General features: G+C 42.7%; 32 protein-coding genes. All 32 read right to left on the reverse strand.

The features are described from left to right. Positions 1 to 12 precede the first annotated feature (12 nt). A complete protein-coding gene (rplX, locus tag KZX55_RS04890; protein ID WP_248025209.1) occupies positions 13 to 318 on the reverse strand; it encodes a 50S ribosomal protein L24 in 306 nt (101 codons plus the stop codon). A 77-nt stretch (positions 319 to 395) separates the two neighbouring features. Next, a complete protein-coding gene (rplN, locus tag KZX55_RS04895) occupies positions 396 to 764 on the reverse strand; it encodes a 50S ribosomal protein L14 (RefSeq protein ID WP_000616547.1) in 369 nt (122 codons plus the stop codon). A gap of 25 nt (positions 765 to 789) precedes the next feature. Further along, on the reverse strand, positions 790 to 1,050 hold the full coding sequence (gene rpsQ / locus KZX55_RS04900; protein WP_000440801.1) for a 30S ribosomal protein S17: 261 nt from the start codon (positions 1,048 to 1,050) through the stop codon (positions 790 to 792). Positions 1,051 to 1,074: 24 nt separating this feature from the next. Continuing rightward, positions 1,075 to 1,281 carry a 50S ribosomal protein L29 gene (gene rpmC / locus KZX55_RS04905; RefSeq protein WP_000772918.1) on the reverse strand — a complete coding sequence of 69 codons (207 nt, stop codon included), beginning with the start codon at positions 1,279 to 1,281 and terminating at the stop codon, positions 1,075 to 1,077. Between the two features lie 9 nt (positions 1,282 to 1,290). Beyond that, positions 1,291 to 1,704 (reverse strand): 50S ribosomal protein L16, encoded by a 414-nt coding sequence (gene rplP, locus KZX55_RS04910; protein WP_000960947.1) that lies wholly within the window; start codon positions 1,702 to 1,704, stop codon positions 1,291 to 1,293. 3 nt (positions 1,705 to 1,707) lie between these two features. Next, positions 1,708 to 2,361: a 30S ribosomal protein S3 gene (gene rpsC / locus KZX55_RS04915; protein WP_219595574.1), complete on the reverse strand. Its 654-nt coding sequence runs from the start codon at positions 2,359 to 2,361 to the stop codon at positions 1,708 to 1,710. 12 nt (positions 2,362 to 2,373) lie between these two features. Continuing rightward, entirely contained in the window at positions 2,374 to 2,718 is a 345-nt protein-coding gene (gene rplV / locus KZX55_RS04920; RefSeq protein ID WP_000818137.1) for a 50S ribosomal protein L22, read from the reverse strand. 11 nt (positions 2,719 to 2,729) lie between these two features. After that, positions 2,730 to 3,011 carry a 30S ribosomal protein S19 gene (gene rpsS / locus KZX55_RS04925; protein ID WP_000533766.1) on the reverse strand — a complete coding sequence of 94 codons (282 nt, stop codon included), beginning with the start codon at positions 3,009 to 3,011 and terminating at the stop codon, positions 2,730 to 2,732. 104 nt (positions 3,012 to 3,115) lie between these two features. After that, positions 3,116 to 3,949 carry a 50S ribosomal protein L2 gene (rplB, locus tag KZX55_RS04930; RefSeq protein ID WP_000512915.1) on the reverse strand — a complete coding sequence of 278 codons (834 nt, stop codon included), beginning with the start codon at positions 3,947 to 3,949 and terminating at the stop codon, positions 3,116 to 3,118. 17 nt (positions 3,950 to 3,966) lie between these two features. Then, positions 3,967 to 4,263 (reverse strand): 50S ribosomal protein L23, encoded by a 297-nt coding sequence (locus tag KZX55_RS04935; protein ID WP_001055347.1) that lies wholly within the window; start codon positions 4,261 to 4,263, stop codon positions 3,967 to 3,969. Then, the gene (gene rplD, locus KZX55_RS04940; protein WP_000024550.1) at positions 4,263 to 4,886 is read right to left on the reverse strand and encodes a 50S ribosomal protein L4; all 624 of its coding nucleotides are present in this window, start codon (positions 4,884 to 4,886) and stop codon (positions 4,263 to 4,265) included. The genes KZX55_RS04935 and rplD overlap by 1 nt, the downstream gene beginning before the upstream one ends. A 24-nt stretch (positions 4,887 to 4,910) precedes the next feature. Beyond that, positions 4,911 to 5,537, reverse strand: coding sequence for a 50S ribosomal protein L3 (rplC, locus tag KZX55_RS04945; RefSeq protein WP_000160197.1), 627 nt, complete (start codon positions 5,535 to 5,537; stop codon positions 4,911 to 4,913). 83 nt (positions 5,538 to 5,620) lie between these two features. Then, positions 5,621 to 5,929, reverse strand: a complete 309-nt coding sequence (rpsJ, locus tag KZX55_RS04950) for a 30S ribosomal protein S10 (protein ID WP_001284513.1) — start codon at positions 5,927 to 5,929, stop codon at positions 5,621 to 5,623. Positions 5,930 to 6,144: 215 nt separating this feature from the next. Continuing rightward, on the reverse strand, positions 6,145 to 6,831 hold the full coding sequence (locus tag KZX55_RS04955; protein ID WP_248025211.1) for a uridine kinase family protein: 687 nt from the start codon (positions 6,829 to 6,831) through the stop codon (positions 6,145 to 6,147). Then, on the reverse strand, positions 6,828 to 7,424 hold the full coding sequence (nrdG, locus tag KZX55_RS04960) for an anaerobic ribonucleoside-triphosphate reductase activating protein (protein ID WP_000220158.1): 597 nt from the start codon (positions 7,422 to 7,424) through the stop codon (positions 6,828 to 6,830). The genes KZX55_RS04955 and nrdG overlap by 4 nt, the downstream gene beginning before the upstream one ends. Before the next feature lie 4 nt (positions 7,425 to 7,428). Then, complete coding sequence (locus KZX55_RS04965) at positions 7,429 to 7,929, reverse strand: GNAT family N-acetyltransferase (protein ID WP_248025214.1); 501 nt, start codon at positions 7,927 to 7,929, stop codon at positions 7,429 to 7,431. A gap of 44 nt (positions 7,930 to 7,973) precedes the next feature. Next, the gene (locus KZX55_RS04970) at positions 7,974 to 8,114 is read right to left on the reverse strand and encodes a hypothetical protein (RefSeq protein WP_000521625.1); all 141 of its coding nucleotides are present in this window, start codon (positions 8,112 to 8,114) and stop codon (positions 7,974 to 7,976) included. 11 nt (positions 8,115 to 8,125) lie between these two features. Next, positions 8,126 to 10,333, reverse strand: a complete 2,208-nt coding sequence (gene nrdD / locus KZX55_RS04975) for an anaerobic ribonucleoside-triphosphate reductase (protein ID WP_000636177.1) — start codon at positions 10,331 to 10,333, stop codon at positions 8,126 to 8,128. A 120-nt stretch (positions 10,334 to 10,453) separates the two neighbouring features. Beyond that, positions 10,454 to 11,971, reverse strand: a complete 1,518-nt coding sequence (locus KZX55_RS04980) for a damage-inducible protein CinA (RefSeq protein ID WP_248025217.1) — start codon at positions 11,969 to 11,971, stop codon at positions 10,454 to 10,456. A gap of 35 nt (positions 11,972 to 12,006) precedes the next feature. Continuing rightward, on the reverse strand, positions 12,007 to 12,150 hold the full coding sequence (locus KZX55_RS04985) for a hypothetical protein (protein WP_164497043.1): 144 nt from the start codon (positions 12,148 to 12,150) through the stop codon (positions 12,007 to 12,009). Between the two features lie 75 nt (positions 12,151 to 12,225). After that, a complete protein-coding gene (gene cls, locus KZX55_RS04990) occupies positions 12,226 to 13,758 on the reverse strand; it encodes a cardiolipin synthase (protein WP_248025230.1) in 1,533 nt (510 codons plus the stop codon). A gap of 135 nt (positions 13,759 to 13,893) precedes the next feature. After that, positions 13,894 to 14,838, reverse strand: coding sequence for a 3-oxoacyl-[acyl-carrier-protein] synthase III C-terminal domain-containing protein (locus KZX55_RS04995; RefSeq protein ID WP_033585841.1), 945 nt, complete (start codon positions 14,836 to 14,838; stop codon positions 13,894 to 13,896). 15 nt (positions 14,839 to 14,853) lie between these two features. After that, entirely contained in the window at positions 14,854 to 16,116 is a 1,263-nt protein-coding gene (locus tag KZX55_RS05000; protein WP_248025234.1) for a F390 synthetase-related protein, read from the reverse strand. Beyond that, positions 16,094 to 16,909, reverse strand: coding sequence for an MBL fold metallo-hydrolase (locus KZX55_RS05005; protein ID WP_248025236.1), 816 nt, complete (start codon positions 16,907 to 16,909; stop codon positions 16,094 to 16,096). The genes KZX55_RS05000 and KZX55_RS05005 overlap by 23 nt, the downstream gene beginning before the upstream one ends. Continuing rightward, positions 16,884 to 17,864 (reverse strand): NAD-dependent epimerase/dehydratase family protein, encoded by a 981-nt coding sequence (locus KZX55_RS05010; RefSeq protein WP_248025238.1) that lies wholly within the window; start codon positions 17,862 to 17,864, stop codon positions 16,884 to 16,886. Before KZX55_RS05010 ends, KZX55_RS05005 begins: the two co-directional genes overlap by 26 nt. Before the next feature lie 3 nt (positions 17,865 to 17,867). Then, complete coding sequence (locus KZX55_RS05015; RefSeq protein ID WP_248025241.1) at positions 17,868 to 19,136, reverse strand: glycosyltransferase; 1,269 nt, start codon at positions 19,134 to 19,136, stop codon at positions 17,868 to 17,870. An 87-nt stretch (positions 19,137 to 19,223) separates the two neighbouring features. After that, positions 19,224 to 20,375 carry an iron-containing alcohol dehydrogenase gene (locus KZX55_RS05020; RefSeq protein ID WP_248025247.1) on the reverse strand — a complete coding sequence of 384 codons (1,152 nt, stop codon included), beginning with the start codon at positions 20,373 to 20,375 and terminating at the stop codon, positions 19,224 to 19,226. Between the two features lie 184 nt (positions 20,376 to 20,559). Then, a complete protein-coding gene (locus KZX55_RS05025) occupies positions 20,560 to 21,018 on the reverse strand; it encodes an SP_0198 family lipoprotein (protein WP_248025250.1) in 459 nt (152 codons plus the stop codon). An 87-nt stretch (positions 21,019 to 21,105) separates the two neighbouring features. After that, positions 21,106 to 22,356, reverse strand: coding sequence for a bifunctional folylpolyglutamate synthase/dihydrofolate synthase (locus KZX55_RS05030; protein ID WP_248025252.1), 1,251 nt, complete (start codon positions 22,354 to 22,356; stop codon positions 21,106 to 21,108). A gap of 206 nt (positions 22,357 to 22,562) precedes the next feature. Then, entirely contained in the window at positions 22,563 to 22,868 is a 306-nt protein-coding gene (locus tag KZX55_RS05035; RefSeq protein ID WP_000017624.1) for a DUF1292 domain-containing protein, read from the reverse strand. A gap of 15 nt (positions 22,869 to 22,883) precedes the next feature. Then, positions 22,884 to 23,303, reverse strand: coding sequence for a Holliday junction resolvase RuvX (gene ruvX, locus KZX55_RS05040; RefSeq protein WP_248025257.1), 420 nt, complete (start codon positions 23,301 to 23,303; stop codon positions 22,884 to 22,886). A 3-nt stretch (positions 23,304 to 23,306) separates the two neighbouring features. Next, the gene (locus tag KZX55_RS05045; protein WP_000507059.1) at positions 23,307 to 23,573 is read right to left on the reverse strand and encodes an IreB family regulatory phosphoprotein; all 267 of its coding nucleotides are present in this window, start codon (positions 23,571 to 23,573) and stop codon (positions 23,307 to 23,309) included. Positions 23,574 to 23,592: the final 19 nt, after the last annotated feature.

Consider the following 23,592-nt stretch of genomic DNA (forward strand, 5'->3'; position numbering starts at 1 on the left):
TTTCCTTCGTGATTAATCAAGCACTTCGCCTGATTTTTTGTTGTAGCGAACTTTTTTACCGTCTACAAATTTGTAACCAACACGACCAGCTACACCATTTTTGTCCAAAACTTGGACGTTTGATACGTGGATAGCTGCTTCTTTCTCGATGATACCACCTTGAGGAAGCTCGTTAGTTGGACGTTGGTGTTTCTTAACGATGTTAACACCTTCAACGATAACTTTGTTTACTTTTGGAAGGGCAGTAAGGACAACAGCTTCTATTCCCTTATCTTTACCAGCGATTACGCGAACTTTGTCGCCTTTTTTTACAAACATTAGGTTTCTCCTTAATTTTTCTTACGCCCACAAGGGCACCCTAGCTTGAAGCTAGGGGACTAGTTTGTTTCTAAAAATTAAAGTACTTCTGGAGCAAGTGACACGATCTTCATGAAGCCACCTTCACGCAATTCACGTGCAACTGGGCCAAAGATACGTGTTCCGCGAGGAGTTTTGTCATCACGGATGATAACAGCTGCATTTTCGTCAAACTTGATGTATGAACCATCAGCGCGACGAGCACCTGATTTAGTACGAACGATAACAGCTTTTACAACGTCACCTTTTTTAACCGCACCACCAGGAGTAGCTTGTTTTACAGATGCCACAATGACATCACCGATGTTCGCAAATTTACGTTTAGAACCACCAAGAACTTTGATAGTCAAGATTTCGCGTGCACCGCTGTTGTCTGCGACTTTCAAACGAGTTTCTGTTTGAATCATTTCAGTTTTCTCCTTTCAGGCTTGATTAGATGATAACCGCTTCTTCAACAACTTCTACAAGACGGAAACGTTTTGTAGCTGAAAGCGGGCGAGTTTCCATGATACGTACGATATCGCCTTCTTTGGCAACATTGTTTTCATCATGTGCTTTGTATTTTTTAGAGTAGTTAATACGTTTACCATAGACTGGGTGGTTACGTTTTGTTTCAACTACAACTGTGATTGTCTTGTCCATTTTGTCAGATACAACACGTCCAACAAGAACTTTACGATTATTGCGTTCCATTGAAATTTCTCCTTCCCTAGTCTATTATTTCGCTTCAGATTGAACTGTTTTGATACGAGCGATTTGTTTTTTAACTTCTTTCAAGCGAGCTGTTTGTTCCAATTGACCAGTAGCAGCTTGGAAACGAAGTTCAAACAATTCTTTTTTCAATTCGTTTTCGCGCTTCGCGAGTTCTTCTTGAGAAAGACCACGAAGTTCTTTAACAAATTCTTTTACTTCATTAAGTTTCATGCCTTCTCCTTATTCTGCTTCACGTTTTACGAATTTAGTTTTAACTGGCAATTTGTGGCTAGCAAGACGAAGCGCTTCACGTGCAATCTCTTCAGATACACCAGCAATTTCGAACATCACTTTACCACGTTTAACTGGTGCTACCCAACCTTCAGGTGCCCCTTTACCAGATCCCATACGCACACCGATAGCTTTAGCAGTGTATGATTTGTGTGGGAAGATTTTAATCCAAACTTTACCACCACGTTTCATGTAACGAGTCATGGCGATACGAGCAGCTTCGATTTGGCGGTTAGTGATCCAGTGGCTAGTTGTAGCTTGAAGACCGTATTCACCGAATGCTACTTCTTTTCCACCTTTTGCTTCACCGCGCATTTTTCCACGGAATTCACGACGGTGTTTAACACGTTTAGGTACTAACATTGGTTATTTACCTCCTTTAGTGTTTTTACGAGCTGGAAGAACTTCACCACGGTAGATCCATACTTTAACACCAAGTTTACCGTATGTAGTATCTGCTTCTTCCCAAGCGTAATCGATATCTGCACGAAGTGTGTGGAGTGGAACAGTTCCTTCTGAGTATCCTTCAGCACGGGCAATATCTGCACCGTTCAAACGACCTGATACTTGAGTTTTGATTCCTTTAGCTCCAGCACGCATTGCGCGTTGGATTGCTTGTTTTTGTGCACGACGGAAAGCAACACGTTGCTCCAATTGACGAGCAATTCCTTCACCTACAAGGTGAGCATCCAAATCAGGTTGTTTGATTTCGATGATGTTGATGTGTACTTGTTTTCCAGTCAATTTGCTAAGTTTTGCACGGAGTGCATCAACGTTAGCGCCACCTTTACCGATAACCATACCTGGTTTAGCAGTGTGAAGTGAAACGTTAACTTTGTTCACTGCGCGTTCGATTTCGATAGTTGAAACTGCTGCGTCAGCAAGTTCTTTTTGAACGAATTTACGGATTGCAAGATCTTCATGAAGGTAATCCGCGTATTCTTTTTCAGCATACCATTTGGCATCCCAATCACGGATGATGCCGACACGCATACCAATTGGATGTACTTTTTGACCCACGATGTTACCTCCTTATTTTTCTGCAACAGCTACAGTGATGTGAGCTGTACGTTTGTTGATTGGTGAAGCTGAACCTTTCGCACGTGGACGGAAACGTTTCATAGTTGGTCCTTCGTTTGCGAATGCCTCAGATACTACCAAGTTAGCTTTGTCCAAACCAAAGTTGTTTTCAGCGTTAGCTACAGCTGAATTCAAAACTTTCAAGATGATTTCAGCAGCTTTGTTTGGAGTGAATGTCAAGATTGCAATAGCGTCGGCTACGCTTTTACCACGAATATTGTCAAGAACAAGACGTGATTTACGAGGTGAAACACGTACTGTACGAGCCATTGCTTTAGCTGAAGTAATTTCTGCCATTTATGTTCTCCTTATTTTCTACGTGTTTTCTTGTCGTCTGCAGCGTGACCTTTGTAAGTACGAGTTGGTGCAAATTCACCAAGTTTGTGACCTACCATGTCTTCTTGGATGTAAACAGGTACGTGTTTACGTCCGTCATAAACTGCAATAGTGTAACCAATGAAACTTGGGAAGATCGTTGAACGACGTGACCAAGTTTTGATAACTTTTTTCTTTTCGTCGTTAGCTTGAGCTTCAACTTTTTTCATCAAATGCTCATCGACGAAAGGTCCTTTTTTAAGACTGCGTCCCATTTTTATGTTTTCTCCTTTAAATATTGTACCACAGCGGCTTGCGCTCACATTGAGCGCTACCGAGCTGGCGGAATTTCCTAGTTGCTTAAGCGACTAGTTTACTATTATTTCTCGTTGCGACGACGAACGATAAGTTTGTCAGATTTCGCTTTCTTGTTACGAGTTTTAAGACCAAGAGCAGGTTTGCCCCATGGAGTAGATGGCGCTTTACGACCAACTGGTGCTTTACCTTCACCACCACCGTGTGGGTGATCGTTAGGGTTCATTACAGAACCACGAACTGTTGGGCGGATACCTTTCCAACGGCTACGTCCTGCTTTACCAAGGTTTACAAGTCCATGTTGTTCGTTTCCGACAACACCAACTGTAGCACGACAAGTTCCAAGAATCATACGAACTTCGCCAGATTGAAGACGAACAAGAACGTATTTACCTTCTTGACCCAATACTTGAGCAGAAGCTCCAGCTGCACGGACCAATTCTCCACCACGACCTGGTTTCAACTCGATGTTGTGGATCAAAGTACCAACTGGGATGTTAGCAAGTGGAAGAGCGTTTCCGACTTTGATATCTGCTTCTGGGCCTGAAACGATACGTTGACCAACTTCAAGACCTTTTGGAGCGATGATGTATGCTTTCACACCGTCTGTATAGTGTACAAGAGCGATGTTTGCAGAACGGTTTGGATCGTACTCGATTGTTTTAACAACTGCTTCAACGTTGTCTTTGTTGCGTTTGAAGTCAACTAAACGGTAGAAACGTTTGTGCCCACCACCTTGGTGACGAACAGTGATACGACCGTTGTTGTTACGACCAGCCTTGTTCTTCAAAGCAACAAGCAATGATTTTTCAGGAGTGCTTGTTGTGATTTCAGTGAAATCCAAAGAAGTCATATTACGGCGACCGTTTGTTGTTGGTTTATAAACACGAATTCCCACGATATTTCCTCCTTAGATTATTCAGCTTCAGCAGCAAACAACTCGATTGCTTTTGAATCAGCTGTAAGAGTGATGATAGCTTTTTTAGTTTTGTTAGTAAAACCAGTGTAACGTCCAACACGTTTCGCTTTTGGTTTTACGTTGATTGTGTTGACATTTGCAACTTTAACACCTTCAAAAGCAGCTTCAACAGCTTGCTTAATCAAAAGTTTGTGTGCACGAGTGTCAACTTCAAATACATACTTTCCTGCTTCAAGTTGAGCCATTGAGCTTTCAGTGATAACAGGTTTTTTGATAACATCATACAAATTCATTATGCAAGAACCTCCTCGATTTTAGAGATAGCTGCTTGAGTAACAAGAAGTTTGTCACTATTTGCGATGTCAAGAACACTTGCAGTTGTAGCGGTCGCAACTTTCACGTTTGGAAGGTTACGAGCTGAAAGAGCTGCGAATTCGTTTCCTTCTTCAAGAATAACAAGGACTTTAGAATCGATGCTCAAAGCTGCAAGAACTTTTGCAAATTCAGCAGTTTTTGGAGCTGTAAATTCAAGAGAATCAACGGCTACAAATTTGTTTTCAGCAACTTTTTCTGAGTAAACAGATTTAAGCGCAAGGCGACGAACTTTTTGAGGAAGTTTGTACGCATAGCTACGTGGAGTTGGTCCGAAGACAGTTCCACCACCACGCCATTGTGGAGAGCGGATAGAACCTTGGCGAGCACGTCCAGTTCCTTTTTGACGCCATGGTTTGCGTCCACCACCTGAAACAGCTGAGCGATTTTTGACTGCGTGAGTTCCTTGACGAAGGCTAGCACGTTGGCTGATGATCACATCAAACACAACAGATTGGTTTGGTTCGATACCAAAGATTGCATCGTTAAGAACAACTTCGCCAGCTTGTTTACCAGTTTGGTCGAATAATGTTACATTTGCCATTTTGACTGTATTCCCCTTTCCTTATTATTTACCAGCTTTAACTGCTGACTTGATAGTGATAAGAGATTTCTTAGCACCTGGTACGTTACCTTTGATAAGGATAACGTTCTTTTCTGGAACAACTTGTACAACTTCAAGGTTTTGAATTGTCACGCGGTCGCCACCCATACGTCCTGCAAGGTTTTTACCTTTAAACACGCGGTTAGGTGCAACAGGTCCCATAGAACCTGGACGACGGTGGTAACGAGAACCGTGAGCCATTGGTCCACGTGATTGTCCATGGCGTTTGATAACACCTTGGAAACCTTTACCTTTAGAAGTACCAGTTACGTCAACAACGTCTCCAGCTGCGAATGTTTCAACTGTGATTTCAGCACCAACTTCCAAGCCTTCAACGTTTTTGAATTCACGAATGAAGCGCTTAGGAGCCGTGTTAGCTTTCGCTACATGTCCTTTAGCAGGTTTGTTGCTCAATACTTCGCGTTTGTCATCAAAACCAACTTGAATAGCGTTGTATCCGTCTGTTTCTACAGTTTTAACTTGAAGAACAACGTTTGGAGTTGCTTCAATAACTGTCACAGGGATCAATTCGCCAGCTTCAGTGAAGATTTGAGTCATTCCCACTTTTTTCCCTAAGATTCCTTTTGTCATGAGAAAATAGTTCCTTTTCTATATTTTTTTATTCAAAAAGTTTTTAACGAGCGTTTTTCATGCTCAAGGTTTCAAACTTTGGATTAAAGCTTGATTTCTACGTTTACACCACTTGGAAGATCCAATTTCATCAACGCATCAACTGTTTTTTGAGTTGGGTTAACGATATCGATCAAACGTTTGTGTGTACGCATTTCAAATTGTTCGCGAGAGTCTTTGTATTTGTGAGTCGCACGAATGATTGTGTAGAGGCTACGTTCAGTTGGAAGTGGGATTGGACCCGCGACTTGTGCACCTGTACGAGTAGCTGATTCTACGATTTTTGCAGCCGCTGTGTCAAGCGTACGGTGTTCGTAAGCTTTCAAACGGATACGGATTTTTTTGTTTGCCATCTTTTTCTCCTTTTCGTCTATTTAAGATAATAGGCTAGCTCCACAAGAAAACCGACGCGCGTTGCGTGGCAATGCAACCGAGCGTGTCGCAACCTCTTGCATCACAGCTAAAGCTGTAATTTACAGCACCATAATAGAATAACACAAAGCCCCTGCGATTGCAAGGGATTTGTGAGCTTTTTTTCGTTTTTTTAAGATGAAACTGTTTTCTATTTTCATCTTTCCAAGATTACGGATTTATATCTATAAAAAACCGTCTTTTCTTCTATATAATGTGTGTCAATGTGTGTCATTTTGACCTTGAATGTATCTTCTGATTGATCTACTAAAATGTCCGCTTTAGACTCGGTTTCTCTATAGTACCGCAGATACTGCTCCCGTCTCGTCTGATGGCTAGCTAATACAAAAGATGCATCGCGATTTCTCATAGTCGTATCTCGAGCTAAACGCCTCTTTAATTCTGTTTCTTCATCCGTGTAGAAACAGATGGTTTTGTCAAAGAGTTCCTTGGGTAGAAAGCCCACAGACATCCCTTCAACAATCAGAATCGGCTTGGCTCCAGACAAGATTTCACTAGCCTTCCACGGTTCATCGATTGTTAAGACATCCATACCTGCCTGCAAAGCGAGAATATCTCTCTGTAAACTTGCCAGTTCATGCGCTACAGGCAGACAAGCTGTCACTTTTTGATCTGGTGCTTGCTTTGGTACTACCAGGTGACGTTCTGAGGTGATATAGGGATCTGTCTCTAGCAAATTTACTGTTGTAGGATCTAGGGCTTGATATAATTCCTGAGCAAAGGTTGATTTACCTGAAGCGCCATGACCGTGGATCCCTAGCGTCCTAATTCTTCCCGTTTCGACTTCTGAAACCAGTTGTTCTATCAGGTCTTTTTTCTTCATTCTCTCTTCATCTGCTCATAGCTTTCTTTTCCGTCATTAAGCTTGTCCCAAATCACCACTTGCCCACTTTTGAGAGATTTTTGCACATCAATAATCCGTTGATTGGAAGAACCTCGAAACTGGAGCATGAGATTGCGCTTGCTTTTATCATACCGTCCATCGACAAGGATGTCAATCAGCGACAAAAGTTCCAGTTTATCTGGAGTCTCCAGCATCATTTCTTCCCACGTGTAGCCCGTCCAGGACCAGATATCTTTGTCTGGCAATTCCTTTCGGATTCGCTTAACGAGCGGCAAGAGAATACCCGTATTAAGAAAGGGCTCTCCTCCTAGTAGGGTCAATCCTTGAACATAGGGTTGGGCAAGGTCTTCCATGATTTGTTCTTCTAATTCTGCCGTATAGGGAATGCCTGCGTTGAAAGACCAAGTCGCAACATTATAGCATCCCTCGCAGTGAAACATGCAACCTGATACATAGAGAGAGTTTCGCACACCTTCTCCATCGACAAAGTTAAAAGCCTTGTAATCAATGATTCGCCCTTTACTAAGCTCCTCACTTTTCCATTCACCTGGTTTTGGTGTATTCCATGTCATCCTTCTACTCCAAATCTATCCAGTAACGTTCTACGCCATTGCGAACATCCTCAAAGAGTCCGCCATTTGCCACAATCACCGCCCTACTAGCAGGATTTTCCGTACTACAGGTCACAAGTGCTTTTTTGATGTTCTTTTCCTTAGCAACTTGTAGACCTTGTCGGAGGGATTCTTTGGCATACCCCTTACCTCTTTCAGATGGACGAATGGAGTAGCCAATATGGCCACCTTCTTCCAATAAGAAGTCATTGAGGCACAAGCGGATATTGAGAGATCCTACGGCTTGTCCATCTTTCGAAAAAGCGACTAACTGAATATCAGGCACCCACCCTTCAGGCAAATTAATCCCCATTTCATGATCCTGATTGTTTTTTAACCACTCTTCATACACAAAGTTCTCTGTATCCCAAAATCCCCCATCATGGGCTGATTGGCTCTTTTCAAATTCTGCCATCATCTCTAAAACAGCTTCCTTATCCGCCAATATCGGTCTACGTAGTTCCATCCTTACCTCCCACCTAAGAGAAAAGCGAGAGCGAACTCTCACTTTTATTTTTTCTTGTTCTTGTTTAAAAACTGTTCTCTGAGGTTAAGCAAGCGTTCTTTTTTGCCTGTTCCACCTTTCGAGTGTTTCTCGTGATAACGGGTCACTTGAGCGCGTCCCTTATCATCTAATTGGTATTTCCCCATTCCGTCTCTTTCTAGTTTGTTACTTTATGTCCAGGTGTCTTAATGGTTGAACCATTCATATGTTTCACACGCGCAGCGATTTCCTTATGGCGCCCGTTGACCATCGGACGAGCCTGAGGATTGCCCAGATAACCACACGTCCGTTTGACAACGTCTACTGTTTTAGGGTCACTATTGCCACAGTTCGGACAAGCAAATCCTCTTTCAGTTGGTTCAAAATCCCCTTCAAAGTCACACTTGTAACAATGGTCAATCGGAGTATTGGTCCCTAGATACCCTACACGATCATAGGCGTAGTCCCAGACAGCTTCCAAGGCTTTTGGATTTTGTTGGAGAACTGGATACTCACAGTAGTGGATGAAACCACCTGTTGCACCTGCTTCTGGATAAGCCTTCTCAAAGTCCAATTTTTCAAACGGTGTTGGATTTTTACGAACATCGTAGTGGAACGAGTTGGTGTAGTATTCCTTGTCTGTAATATCAGGAATAGAACCGAACTTTTCTGTATCCAAGCGACAGAAGCGATCTGTTAGACTTTCAGACGGTGTCGAGTAGATAGAGAAATGGTAGCCATATTGGTCAGACCACTCTTCTACCCGACGTTTCATATCACGAATGATATCCAGCGTGAATTCCTTGGCTTCTGGATTGTGTTCCCAGCTATTTCCAAAGAAGACTGTAGCCACTTCGTACAAACCGATGTAGCCCAATGAAACTGTCGCACGACGATTCTTAAAGAGCTGATCAACGCTCTCGTCTTTTCCAAGACGGCGTCCGAAGGCCCCGTACTGATAGAGAATAGGAGCGTTTGCTGGTGTTGCTTCCTTGGTCCGTTCAACACGGTAAACTAGAGCATCTTCTGCGATATTCATCCGCTCGTTGAAGATTTCCCAGAACTTATTCATGTCGCCCTCAGACTCAAGGGCAATACGAGGCAAATTGACCGTCACAACACCTAGATTCATCCGACCTGAATTGACCTCTACGCCATTCTCATCCTTCCATCCTTGGAGGAAGGAGCGACAACCCATAGGAACCTTGAAGGAACCTGTCAGTTCAATAATCTTATCATAGGACAAGACATCTGGGTACATCCGCTTGGTTGCACACTCGAGGGCCAACTGTTTGATGTCATAGTTTGGAGTTCCCTCTTCCAAGTTAAGGCCTCTTTTAAGCGTAAAGATAAGTTTTGGGAAGATGGCTGTGCGGTGTTCTGAACCAAGCCCCTTGATACGAATGGTCAAGATAGCTTTTTGAATTTCCCGTTCAAAACGACTAGTTCCTAGACCAAAACCTAGTGAAGTAAAAGGTGTTTGTCCATTTGAAGTGAAGAGGGTGTTGATTTCATACTCAAGAGATTGCATGGCATCGTAGATGTCTTTTTGAGTTTTCTTCCAAGCGTAATCTTCCCGTTTCTCAGGCAAGACCCACTCTTCCGCATCTTTGAGGTGCTTTTGGTAATTCTTCTCTGCATAAGGCGCCAAAACTTCATCGATACGGTCAGCTGAACAGCCCCCGTACTGGCTAGAAGCAACATTGGCAATGATTTGTGAAATCTGAGCGGTCGCAGTCTGGATAGACTTGGGACTCTCTACCTCTGCATTACCAATTTTAAAGCCATTTTCCAACATGCCTTTAAAATCAATCAAACAGCAGTTGGTCATCGGAGTGTAGGGGCTGTAGTCCAAGTCATGATAGTGGATATCCCCTTTTTGGTGAGCATTAGCTACGTGCTTAGGAAGCATTTGCAATCCTATTGATTTCCCAACAATCCCTGCTGTCAAATCACGTTGAGTGTTAAAGACATCGCTGTCTTTATTGGCATTTTCATTGACAACTGCTTGATCTTTATTGAGAAGTTTATGAATGCTAAAGTTGATATCTGTCGCTTTTGAGCGCTCAAAATCCCTCTGTGTCCGATAAGTGATATACTCTTCAGCCAAGGCATATTCTTTGGCTTCGAGAAGTTCATGTTCTACGATATTCTGAATCTCATAAATCTTCACACCTTTAGGGAAACGACTATGAATTTCGGTAACGATTCTTTCAACTAGACCATTTAGGCGTTTTTCTACTAGAGGCGTAACGTCCATAACCTTTTCCGCCGCCTTGTGGAGAGCCTTGTCAATCTTGTCTACATCAAATACTACACGTCTACCATCTCGTTTTTCAACGAACAAGGTGGGAACGGTTGCAAGCTTTTCTTCTAATACAATCATATCCATGCTCTTTTCTAAAATGTTGTTCTATGAAGTATTATACCACTCTAAAAATAAAAATCAATATCTTGTGTCAAAAATCCTAAAATTTTTAAAATTCCACAAGATATTGATTTTTTGTTATTTTGATTTATAAAGTTTGAACTCGCTAGTATCTGTCTGAACAAGCTCATAGTTTTCACTGAGCCAGCTCTCTACATCTGACCACAAGGCAACTTTTTGATTGACCATAATCATCTTCGGTTCATTCTCTTTCAGGTCATTCATCAGTTTGGTTTTATTTTCGTCATTTGCAGTATAAAGTGTTGGCGTCACTAGAGAGGTCGGTGCCAAGCGTTCGCTTGTACGATAGAAATCTGGACGATCATCCCATGCATAGACACGATCTTCAGAACTCGTTTGTTGTTTGACTACGCTAGCAAGTCGCTCTCTCTCCTGATAAGTCACCGGGTGCGAAAGGTAGCGACTCGCGATAGGGAGAACAATGAGGTAGACAAGGGCAATCAGTGGTAGATAGAAATTTCCTTTGAGGAAAGAGGCTTTTTTCTCACGTCTTCTTCTACGAGGACTGCCTCCATCAGAAACATTTTCTTTAATCCCTGTCAGAAGGAGTAGGGTCAAGAAAGGAAGGAGAGCAACGAGATGAGTACCGTTGACAGGTTCTTTTGAGAAAATCAAGAGCCCCAAAGAAAGCAATAAGCCCAAACTAGCAGCAATTGATAGGGAATACTGCTTAGCTGGTTTTGACTGGAACAAACCAGAAAAGAGTAAAGTAAGGGAACCTAGCCCAATGGCAAGTAAGCCGTAGAAGGCTGTATTTTCAAGCAAATGCGCATTTGAAAAGAGGCTAAGAGTATTTACCGGATACAAGGTCTGGCTAATGGCATCCCCAAAACTACCTGTTAATACTGTATAGTAGCCCAAAGGATAGAATAAGAGTGAGAACCCTAAGGCTGACGCAAAAAATTGATATAAACCATGAACAAAGCGACCTTTGCCTAAGTTAAAGCCGATAATTCCCAAGGCTAGTGCAGTTGCAAATAAGGCTGTTGGGATTGGCGCAAGGAAGAAAGCAAGTGCAAGGCTCATACCAACACGTAAAAATCCTTTGTCATCCTTTGGAAAAGCTAGATAATTTGTAACGATACTCAATGAATAAAATAGGAAAGGCAAGGCTAGCAAGAGAGCATAGCCACCACCAAAAGCGAGACCTGCTACCAACAGATTAAACACAAACACAAGCTGCTTGGCTTCTTCTACACGGCCTGTAAGAGTATCCGCAGATTTAAAAAGAAAAACACCTGCTCCAAATAAGGCCAACCACTCAACCAAAGCAATCAGAATACTGCCTTGTGAAAGATAGGCAAGCAGGTAATAGAGCAATCCCTCCGTCCCAAAATAATCGGTATACATTTGACCATTTTGATGCAAGGCCCAACCAGTATAAAGATCCTGAGTTTGTTGCGGGCTTACTAAACCAAAAATAAGGGGGATAACCACAGAAATAGCTGTAGCCACTAAACTCCAAAGCAAGATACTAAAAAAGGGAATCGGAGCTCCTTCTCGCTTTTCTGGAACGGACCAGTCTTGGTAATGAGATTTTTCTTGTTTCTCATCTATTTTCCCGTATACATTCATTCAATTTCTCCTCTAAGTTTATCTGTTTTAGTATATCAAAATCTTACAGGAATGTCAGCTTGGGATTGATATTTGCTGAATTTCTTATCCAATAGCGCAAAGCGTTCGATTTCACGAAAACGGTGGAATCGACTATTACTATACTCTCTGATAAAATCATCATCTTCTAGATTAAGCATGGTTTTCTCCTTTACTTATCTATTCGTAAGAAGACAAAAATAAGATCCAGCCTTGGGCTAGATCTTGATGGATAGTTAGAGCATAGGCGCAAACAACTGGACAATTTCCTTGATCAGGCTTTGATACCAGCTTGTTTTGATGGTGTGGGGATAAATTTCTTGAGAAACTTTAAAAATCTCTTCGAAGTCCCTTTCAATATCGATGATGGACTGCGTCCTATAAAGCAAGACGGCATTTTCATAGTGGTGAAGCAAGCTACGATAATCAAAATTGATGGTTCCCACAGTAGCCGCCTCTCCATCAACAAGCATTTGCTTGCTATGAAGGAATCCCGGGCTATACTCATAAATACGAACCCCCGCAGATAGCAAGTCTGGGTAGGCTCCTCGAGTAACTAACTGAATAACCTTCTTATCTGGGATACACGGCGTCACAATTCGCACATCTACCCCTCTCAATGCTGCATTTTTGATACTTTCAGTTAGATCATAGTCAGCGATCAGATAGGGAGTCGTGATATAAACATAGTCTGTGGATTGATTGATAAGGTTTTGATAGACCGTTTTTCCAACCTGGGCTCGGTAGATGGGTTTTGGTCCACTACTATAGGGAATACAGAGCCCCATCCCATCTTTGGGTTGATTTTCGAGATGGTATTGGTCAAAGTCGCTAATTTCCCCACGGTTGATATACCAGGTTGACAAAAAGAGTCTAGTAAAAGCCTTAACCGCCGATCCATCCAGGCGAATACCGCTATCCTTCCAGTAACCAAAGCGTTCGATATGGTTGATATACTCATCGGCCAGATTGGCACCACCTGTATAGGCAATTTGACCATCGATAACCATGATTTTACGGTGATCACGGTTGTTATAAGCAACGGTCAAACGTGGAATCACCTGGTTAAATTTGTGGGCTTCAATCCCTCGACCACGAAGCTGGATGGTGTAATCTCCAGGCAAGGTTGCCATACAACCAATATCATCATAGAGAAGCTTCACCTCTACTCCTTGAGCTGCCTTTTCTTCCAAAATCTCCAAAATACTATTCCACATCAAACCTTCTTCGATGATATAGTATTCGAGAAAGATAAACTTCTCAGCTTTCTTGAGATCCTCTAGCATCTGATGCCACATACTTTCCCCAGATGCAAAAAATTGTGTATCCGTTCGATCATAGACATCAGCATTCGTGTCCATACTGAGGAGTGATTTGATAACGCCGTAAGCTGATTTGTCTTGTTCCTTTAACTCCAAACGGAGAGCTCTGCTATTGTCCTCTCTGTCAACCATTGATTGGAGCTGCTTTAGCTGCTTCATTTCTTTTTTCGATAAACGGCGTTCCCCAAACATGATATAGAGTAAGGGGCCAAATACTGGCACAAAGGCTACTAACAGCCATGTCACCTTACTCTCAGGATTCATAGACCGATTGACAATCGATACGATGGTCGCTAAGCTCACTAAAATGACTAGGATAATCCAGATAATCGGTGCCATCTGCCCTAGATAGAGAAATAAACCAAAGACGATAAACAACTCTGCCAACATGATAGTAATACTAAAACCATATTTGGACATGAGTAGCTGCATTTTTCTAGTTGTCATACATCCCCTTCCTTTTCTAACATTCTCCCTCACCGCTTGATAAACTAATCTTTCTACTAGTATACCTCAGTTCAGGGGTAGATGGCAACCTTTTACCTTTTCTAAAGTTCCAGCCGTTCCGTATTTAGATAATTGTTACAATTTTAGAGCCAACATATTGACCGTCATACCAGCTGCAGTCCCCATAAGGTAGATGACATCTCCCTCCTTGACCAGCCCATGATCTAAAGAATAAGCCAATCCAAACGGTACAGAGACTGACACCATATTTCCATAGTCAGTGACGAGATTGAGGTACTGATCCTCGGCCACACCTAGTTTTTCCATGACCAGAGGAAGAGCACGACTTGCTTGGTGAGGAATGATATAGTCCACGTCTGCCAAGGCTAGCCGTGTTTTTTCTTGAAACTCTTCAAACATGACTGGGATCTTGCGAGCAGACAAGAGGAGGATTTTCTTCCCCTTCATGTCAAACATATAGTTGGTCTTAGTCGCTTCAGAGTACTCTTTTGGTTGAAAAGAAGTCAGACCTCCACGAATCTCCGTATCGTGAGCTCCTTCCGACCAAGTACGTTGGAGACTAGCAATGACCCCTTTTTCCTGATGACTTTTTTGGAAAATAAAGGCTGCCGCCCCATCACTAAAGAGTTCAAAACTTTCTTTTTGCTTGGGATTGAGCCCTAAACTACCAACCTCACTGGATACAATCAAGACACGACCGTATTCGCCCGCCTCAATCAAGTGGGACATAGTCGATAGAGCAGAAATAAAGCTGGTACAGGTCGTATTGATGTCCATTGCTGGAATTGAGAGTCCTTTTGCCACGCGCTCATGAATCAAGGCAGCCGTACAAGGAATAGGCTGAACACCAACTGCACTAGCTGATACAAGGCAATCGATATCTTTAATATCCAAATTTGCATGTTCAAGTGCACGGTGGATAGCTCCTTCTGCCAAGTCGAGTTGCGTTTCTTCATTTTCAACTACACGATAACGGGTTTGGTCTTTGAATTGGACGGTATGCTTTGGAAGGCAAATGCCATAACCTGCGATTTCTACATGTCTTTTTACTTCCGTCATTGTCTTTTTTTCCTTTCATAAACGTTGGATACGTTTGAGTTTACGGCTAGTATCCCAGTGATAATCTGAAAATTGGATTTGAGGAACTATGAACTCTTTTTGCTGGGCCAAGAGATGAAACTGAACTAGAATAGCTGTCTCTACGTCCTCATCTCGTCGGCTTAGACAAACTTCCACTAATTTCTCGGAATGTTGCTTAACTTGGTAATCTCCTACATTCTCCACAAAGAGGATGCAACGCCTGATAAAGTCTGGATAGATCGTTACCTGTCCCCCATCCTGCCCTTCAAAGTAGAAGATATCGTCAGAGCGTCCTTCGACCTTGTCAATCCGTGTATAGTAGGAGCCACAGGGACAAGGCTCCGGATTTTCAACCAAGATATCATTGAGCTGGTAGCGATAAACAGGCTGACTGCTTCGCTTAAAGTCCGTAATCACTGGATAAAAACGGCGGTCATCCAGATACCGCTTTTCCACAAAGATAATGTCTTCGTTGAGATGCAGATTACCAACTGAGCAAGTGCAGGCTAGGAAACCTTCAGTTGCCTGATAAACTTGGTCAATGATGGACAGAGAAAAGGCCTCTGCGATGCGTTCCCCATCACTATCTTCCAAGATTTCCGCCACCGAAACGATTTTTTGTGGGTGAATAGCTAACTCTCCATCCTTGAGGCGCTTGCTCAATTCAATCAACATAGAGGCTGGCGCCACCACAATAGTTGGTTGGTAGCTATTGAGACGCTCTATATGCTCATCTGTATGTTTGAAAATATCAAAATACTCTAGACGAATGAGCGCCGTATTGATGGTCTGATAGAGTTCATTATCGGCTCTCAGGAAAAAGGCGATGCGGTGTCCAAAAAGCTGACCCTTGGGCAACATCTTTGCCAAGATAGCTCCCGCCCACATACTTCGCTCTTTCTCTGTTGTGATAAAGAGGCCCCGATGTCCAGATGTCCCTGAAGACAGACCGACGGCTACTTCGCCTTTAAGTTCACTGAAATCACGGGTTTTCTCACTTTCAATAGCTAAGGATAAGGCTTCTTCACGATCCACTCCTTGGGTGTTGAGTTCGTTGAAATGTTCCATCATAAAAGCTTTGTCCATATGGTCAAAGTCGCTAGGCACCCCATTTTTAAAGTAGGGAGACTCTCGCTTTAAAAAATCCATATAGTTGGCTAATTGCTTTTTCTGATAGCTCTCTACAGCTTCTCGAGATTTGAAATGATGAAGCCATCGAGTTTGGATAAAGGTTTTAAGAAAGGTTATTTTTTTCATGTAAGATTGACTCTATCCTTTCTACAGGATCATGGCTAACAACTACCTTAATACCGTCCTTTAAGACTTCCTCCAGAAACTCTGTCCCCCTGATATAGTCGGCCCTATTATCCTGGACCAAGGAAGGAATCAGGTGCATCTGCTTGGTGTAAGGTAAGAGGTCAATTCCCCAACAAAGATCTGCTGCAATGAGGAGGTTAAAGTCTGGAAGATACAGACAGGCTTGCCCCCTAGCATGCCCGTCAACAGAAGCAACTAGGATACTGCCATCTCCAAAAAGATCACAAATCGGACGATAGGGAAAGGTTGAATCTTGCTGGTCAGCTCTGATAATGGTTAGATTTTTTTCAAAAGAAGTTGGTAGAAATTCCTTGAAAATCAGGTCTTTCAACTTGGGTTTTTGATAAACTTCATACACTTCTTTTGTCAGGATAAAGGTTGCATGAGGAAAGAAGCTAGCTCCTCCCAGATGATCTGGATGTAAATGAGATAGAAGGACATAGTTAATTTCTTCTGGTTTGATTCCCTTCGCTTCTAGCAAATATGAAATCTGGTCCTTTTCCGTCATTTGAACAGGTGTTCCTAGACGATAAAAACCATAGCGAAGCTTCGTCTTAATATCATAGTGATAGCCAGTATCATATAGCAAATAGCCCTTGTCTCTGTGTTTAATCAGAAAGACACCAGCTGGAAAGGTCATCTTTTTATTCTTGACTCCCTTGAATAGCAAACCTGTATAGCTAGTACAGTAGCCTGCTGGGAAATAATCAATGCTTTCGATAATCTTGGACATATTGTTCAATCCCTTCCGAAATACTGATTTGAGGGCGATACCCCAAGTCTAGCTCCGCCTTGCTGATGTCCAGCGTCTGGCTATACCGCAGCAAATAATAGGTATAGCGTGTCAGAGCCGGCTCGCCTTTGAGTTTCAAGGTCTTATAAAGAAACTCTAAACTACTTGCAATAGCTGAAAGAAGAGGAGCTGGCACTTTTCTGTATGTTATCGGATAGCCCAGTCCTCTCAGGGTTTCTTCTATCAAATCCTTAAAGGCTCTTGGTTCCCCATTGGTAATATTATAAACTTCGCCACTAGCTTGAGGGGCCTCTAGAGCCAAACGAATGGCCAGAGCAACATTTTCCACACAGGTCATATCCATGAGCTGACGGCCATCTCCTATCAAGGGAATGCCAATCCTCTGACTGAGTTTGAGAACTCGGGGCAAGATACTGGTATCCCCAATTCCAAAAAGTCCACGAGGTCGTAAAATAATACTCGGAACATCGGGATAATCCTTAAACAGCTTCTCCGAAGCCAGCTTACTACGAATGTAGTTGTTCAGATTATTTTCCTGAGGCGCAGCACTTTCTTTGATAGCTAACTGATCTCGAGGCGCAGCATAGATGCTAGGCGAGGACACATAAACCAAACGCTGAATACCAGCCTCTCGGCAAGCATCCAGAACATACTTGGTCCCTAAGACATTTGTCTGGTAGAAATCCTCCCAAGGCCCCCAAACAGTAGAAAGAGCACCCGCATGCACAACCATGTCCATCCCCCGACAAGCCCGAGCCAAATCCTCTTGCTTGGTCAAATCTCCCTGAAAAAATGCCACAGAGGAGTTCTCTAAAGACTGACCCACCTTGCGATTGCGTCCAAAAGCGCGTACCTGATAGCCCTGCTGACTGAGCTCTTCAACAACATACTTGCCTAGAAAGCCCGTAGCACCTGTTACCAATACTTTCTTCATTCTTTACTTCTCCTTGTCCCCTAAGAGCCGATGTATTTCGCTCTTCAGAATCTCTGTTGGCTGATAGATTTGAGCTGCACGACTAAGTCTGTTCAAGTCTGGCCAGTCATCTCTAGCCAACAACTCATCAAAGGCACGTCCAATCGCTTCCGTATCCTCTCGTTTAGCAGTCAAGGCAATCCCTGCCTCTAATCCACGAACTGCATAGTCATACTGATCATAGTCATGGGGGAGAATCAAGGCAGGCTTACCATAGATGATACACTGGTAAAAAATACCCGCACCACCATGATGAATCACATAATCCATCTGAGGAATGTACTCCTTATAGGGAAGATAAGATACCACAGAAACATTGTCCATGATCTCCTCACATTGGAAGTCTTGTCCGCCAAACCCCAGAGTCACAAAGAAGTGACAGTCTGGATGGGCTTTTGCCAATTGTTGGGTCTGGTAGAGGAGATTGTCTTTGGCCCATGCTAGCTGAGTCCCACAAGATACGAGGACTTTCTTATGATTTGCATAAGGATCCAAATCGAGGGGATAATTCTCTGCCCTCTCAATCGAAGAGCCAAAAGGTCCCACCCAAAGGTAATGCTCTGGAAAACCACTTTTCAGCTCCAACTCTTTCATCCCAATTCCCAAGACGGAATAGGGTGAATAAATGGTTTCCTGATTCTTCTGATTGTAGAGTTTAAAATTGTAACGTTTCAATCGTTCTCTCAATAAAAAGCTTACGATTCGTTTCCCTAAACGAGTTCCTTTTCTTCCTAACCATTGCTGAGCAGTTTGGAAAGATGTTTTTGGACTGCCCATTCCTCCAAAGAAACAAGGCGGTCCATCTGTCGTTTCAATGGCAAACTGTGTCGCCATTGTGGTTATCCAAGGAATATCCAACTGTTCCGCCACTAGTCCTCCAGAGAGGGTTATAAAGTCCGCAATCACAATATCAGGTCGATTTTCCTGCCACTCTTGCACTAATTGATCTGAAACCACATTGATCAAATCAAGACTAGCTGACAACTGTCGATAAGCAGAAATAAGGTTTAACTGCCCTTCATTGTTGGCTACACGCTCAAACTCATCTACACAATTTTCTAAAATGGGAATCACCTGGAATCCCATCTCCTCTGCGACAGCTTTTCGTTGCGGTCCTGTAAATAATCGAATCTCATACAAGGGATCCTTCAACAAGGGGGCAAGTAAATTCAGTGTTGGGAAGAGATGCCCACTCAAAGGAACTACAACCACATCAATTTTGATTTTTCTCATATGTCTAGGATAGCAAATTTTTAAAAAAAGAACTACCAAAATGATAGTTCTTCCCAGCATTATTTAGCTTCTTTTTCACTTTATGAATCAGAAGAGTTCTTTGTATAGTGCAATAGTTTCTTCTAAGGTTGGCATAAATGGATTTCCAGGTGCACAGGCATCGATCAAAGCATTCTTAGAAAGGTAGTCAAAGTCAAAGTCTTTTTCTTGGATACCGAGTTCAGTTAGTTTCTTCGGAATACCTACTGTTTCAGACAGTTTCTCAATTTCAGCAATAGCATAGTCAGCACATTCTTGGTCTGTTTTCCCTTCAACATGGAGTCCCAAGGCCTTGGCCACATTGCGAAAAGCTTCTGGTACACGCTTGGCATTTTCACGCTCTACAACTGGAAGAAGCATGGCACAGCAGACACCATGTGGCAAGTTATATACCGCACCGAGTTGGTGAGCCATAGAATGAACATATCCCAAACCAGCATTGTTAAAGCTCATACCACCGAGGAAGATGGCATTGACCATCGCCTCACGCGCTTCGATATCTTGGCCATTTGCCACAGCACGAGGAAGATACTCCTTGATGAGTTCAATAGCTCCGATAGAGAGTTTCTTGGTCACATTATAAGCACCTGGTGTTACCAAGGCTTCGACAGCGTGAGTAAGAGCATCCATACCTGTCGCCGCTGTCAATCCTTTCGGTTTTGAAAGCATAAGTTCTGGATCATTGACAGAGATGAGGGCGAGGCTGTTCTTATCAACCATTACCATCTTGACCTTGCGTTCTTCGTCAGTAATGACATAGTTAATGGTGATTTCTGCAGAAGTTCCAGCTGTTGTATTGATTGCAACTACTGGCAACCCTTTTTTAGCAGACTTGTGGAGACCTTCGTAGCCCTGTGGTTTGCCACCATTTGTAGCGATGATAGAGATACAACTAGCCGCATCCTGAGGAGAACCTCCCCCAAGACTGATAATGAAGTCACATCCATGCTCTTTCAAGGCAGCCACTCCGTCTGTGACGTTCTTGCAAGTCGGATTTGGCTCCACATCACTAAAGATCACATATTCGATCCCTTCAGCATCTAACGGTTTTAGGACCTTAGGTAAAATATCGCTTCCTTCGATGAACTTGTCTGTCACCAAAAGAGCCTTCTTATATCCCAGTTCCTTGATATACGGACCTACTTCATTTACAACACCTTTACCAATAAGGTTAACTGATGGAACGTAAAATGTAGCCATACGCTTTTCCTCCTGCGCCTCTGCGCTATTTGATTATTTACCATAAGTATACGACCTTATAAGAAGTTTTACAAATATTTGTAAGCGTTTTAAGTAAAAAGTTAGTAAAGATCCGCCAGCCTTTTTTTCAAGAAAAAAGCTCCAAAAAGATATCTTTCATCTCATTGGAACTTTTACTTAATCATTATTGCTTCGTTAAGACTACTCGGTCAGATGGCTCTCGGTCCATGTCATCGATAATCATTTGATTACCATTAACCGTGTAAATTTTGACATCATCACCGATAATGACACGTTGATTTTCTGGCTCAAAGGTGACTTGCTGGATTTCCTTATCTCCATCTGGCTCGACCTCAGTCCATCTACCAGTTTTACCTGTTATAACAAGAGTGATTTGGTCATTCTCATCTTTTCCAGTATAGGTACCATCAATATTAGTCGATTGAGTTGCCGCAGCAGTTTCCTGGCTTGAGGACGCCTGTGGTTGACTAGCACTGGTAGCCGCACTAGAAGATGATTCTTGTTGAGTAGATGATTGTTGAGCAGATGGCTGGGTAGACGCTTGTTCCTTAGGTCCACAAGCTGCTAAAAGAGTAAGAATTGCTAAAGAAGCAATAGAAAGTGTGAATGCTTTCGTTTTCATAGCGACTTCCTTTCTTTTGTGCTAATGTATTTCTGAAATCGTTTGCGAGTTTTCCTATCCCCAGTATAGCAACTTAAGTCTAGAAGGTCAACTAATCTCATGATCTCCCACCAAACCCGCTCGTACTTCCGAGATAAAATAGAGAGAGCCCGTCACAAAAAGCAAGTCCTGATTGTTGGCATTTTCTTCAAATTCGCTGATAAAATCACGATAAGAGTCAACAAGTTTATAACCAGAAACATCGCTTTCTTCTAGAGATCCTTGGTAGTCAAAGCCTGTTACCTTAAGTTCCACCTGAGGCAACTGCTCTGTTAGATAGGCTAACATCCCTTGGTAATCCTTGCGTTTAAGAGCGCCAAAAAGGACATGAACCTGGTATCCTTGCTGGATTTTCCCCTGGATAAACTCGACCAGACGAGTCAAGGCTGGCAGATTGTGAGCCCCATCTAGGTAGATTTGCGGACGAATCCGTTCCAATCGACCTGCCCAGTGGGTCTCTTGCAAGGCCCGTCTGACAAGCACTTCTTTGACCCTTTCACCTCTTGACGCCATAAACAGAAGAAAAGTTTGTAAAGCCAAGGCGGCATTTTCTTGCTGATAGGTGCCTTCCAAACCGATTTTAAGCTGGGAAAAACTTGCTAGCTTACTTGAAAAATCCCCAGCATTCAAGGAGAAGTCTCGCCCAGCTTGATAGAGATCCACGCCTAACTCTCTTGCTGTATTTTGACAGACAAGCTCCGCTTCTGGAGCTAGCTTAGCAATGACCGCCTTCTTGCCAGCCTTGAAAATACCAGCTTTCTGCTCGGCTATTTCCTCTAGACTATCGCCCAAGGTCTCCTGATGATCTAGCCCAATCGAAGTAATAACTGCAATCTCTCCTGTTACGACATTAGTGGTATCAAGCAAACCACCAATCCCCACCTCTAGCAGGACTAGATCCACTCCCTGCTCTTTAAAGTAAAACAAAGCAATCAGAGTCAATAATTCAAAAAAGGACAACTGGTCATGGGTTTGCAAAAGCGTCTTTTCCATCTCATTGACTTGGTTAGCTATACGGACAAAGTCTTCCTCCGCGATCGGCTGTCCATTAATACAGATTCGATCATGGATGCTGATGATATGAGGAGAGGTAAAAGTACCAACTTTTTTACCATGAGTAACAAACAACTCCCTCATGAAGGCAATAGTTGACCCCTTACCGTTAGTCCCTGTTACGTGGATAATAGGATAAGTCCTCTCTGGATTCCCCAGCAAATCCACAGCTCGCTGCATTCGTCCAAGTCCAGATCTAAAGTTTAAACCAATCCGACTATGAAGCCATTCTTCTACTTCAAACATACATGTCTCCTTAACAAAAGTCCAATCAACTACCACATCAAAGTATGATTACAAATAAAAAACGAGGTCGGGACTAAAATCCCGACCTCTTACCTGGTTAGCTAATCACTAGCTACTATGAATTTCAACGTGAGCTAAAAACGTCCACCGGACTTACTTACGGTCTTTATTTTTAGCGTAAGGGTAAAAATGTTCACTGAACATTTTTACTCCTCCATAAAGCTGTTGAAGACTTCTTCAATCATGTTCCATTCGTCTTCTGAGTCTTCTGGGATTGGTTGCAATTCGCCTTCTGTTCCGTCTTCATTTTCGATGAATGAGTAAGCTTGGATTTCAACTTCACCATTTTCATCTTCTTCTGCGTTAACTGGCACTAGCAGAACATAGTTTTTACCAAATTCTTCTTTCCCATCGATGGTCAAAAGAATTTCAAACAAGGTTTCATTACCTTGCTCATCTACTAGTGTAATCAATTCACGTTCTTCGTGGTCATGGTTGTGATCGTGTGACATAGTTTCTCCTCTGTCTTAAAATTTTCTATCTAAATAATTTTGCAAAATCAGCTGAGCAGCCAACTTATCAATAACTTTCTTGCGTTTGTTACGACTGATATCTGCTTGTTCAATCAACATACGCTCCGCAGCGACGGTCGTCAAACGCTCATCTTGATAGTCTACTGGTAAACCAAAAAGTTCCTCTAATTTTGCTCCGTAGGCTTGACTAGTTTCTACCCGTGGACCGCTGGTATTGTTCATGTTTTTAGGCAGACCAACTACAAAGCGTTCCACCGAATAGGTGTCAACCAATTCCTTGATACGGTCAAAACCAAACTGGCCCTGATCCTCATTAATCTGGATGATTTCAAGTCCTTGAGCAGTGAAGCCTAGTGGGTCGCTAATGGCAACACCCACTGTTTTTGAACCGACGTCCAATCCCATAATTCTCATAGATTATAGATCGACTCCTTGTCCTTTAAGGTAGTAGCGTACCAATTCTTCAACAATTTCATCACGCTCATACTTACGGATTTGATTTCGTGCATTGTTATAACGAGGAACGTAGGCAGGGTCACCACTCAATACATAACCGACGATCTGGTTAATCGGATTGTAGCCCTTGTCATTCAAAGAAGCATAGACATCTGTCAACGTTTCGCTAATTTCTTTCTTATTGGAATCATCCAATTTAAACCGTACAGTTTCTTCAGTAAATCCCATTCTAACACCCTCTTTCCTT

It is taken from the genome of Streptococcus halitosis, assembly GCF_023147855.1.
GTDB lineage: Bacteria > Bacillota > Bacilli > Lactobacillales > Streptococcaceae > Streptococcus > Streptococcus halitosis_B.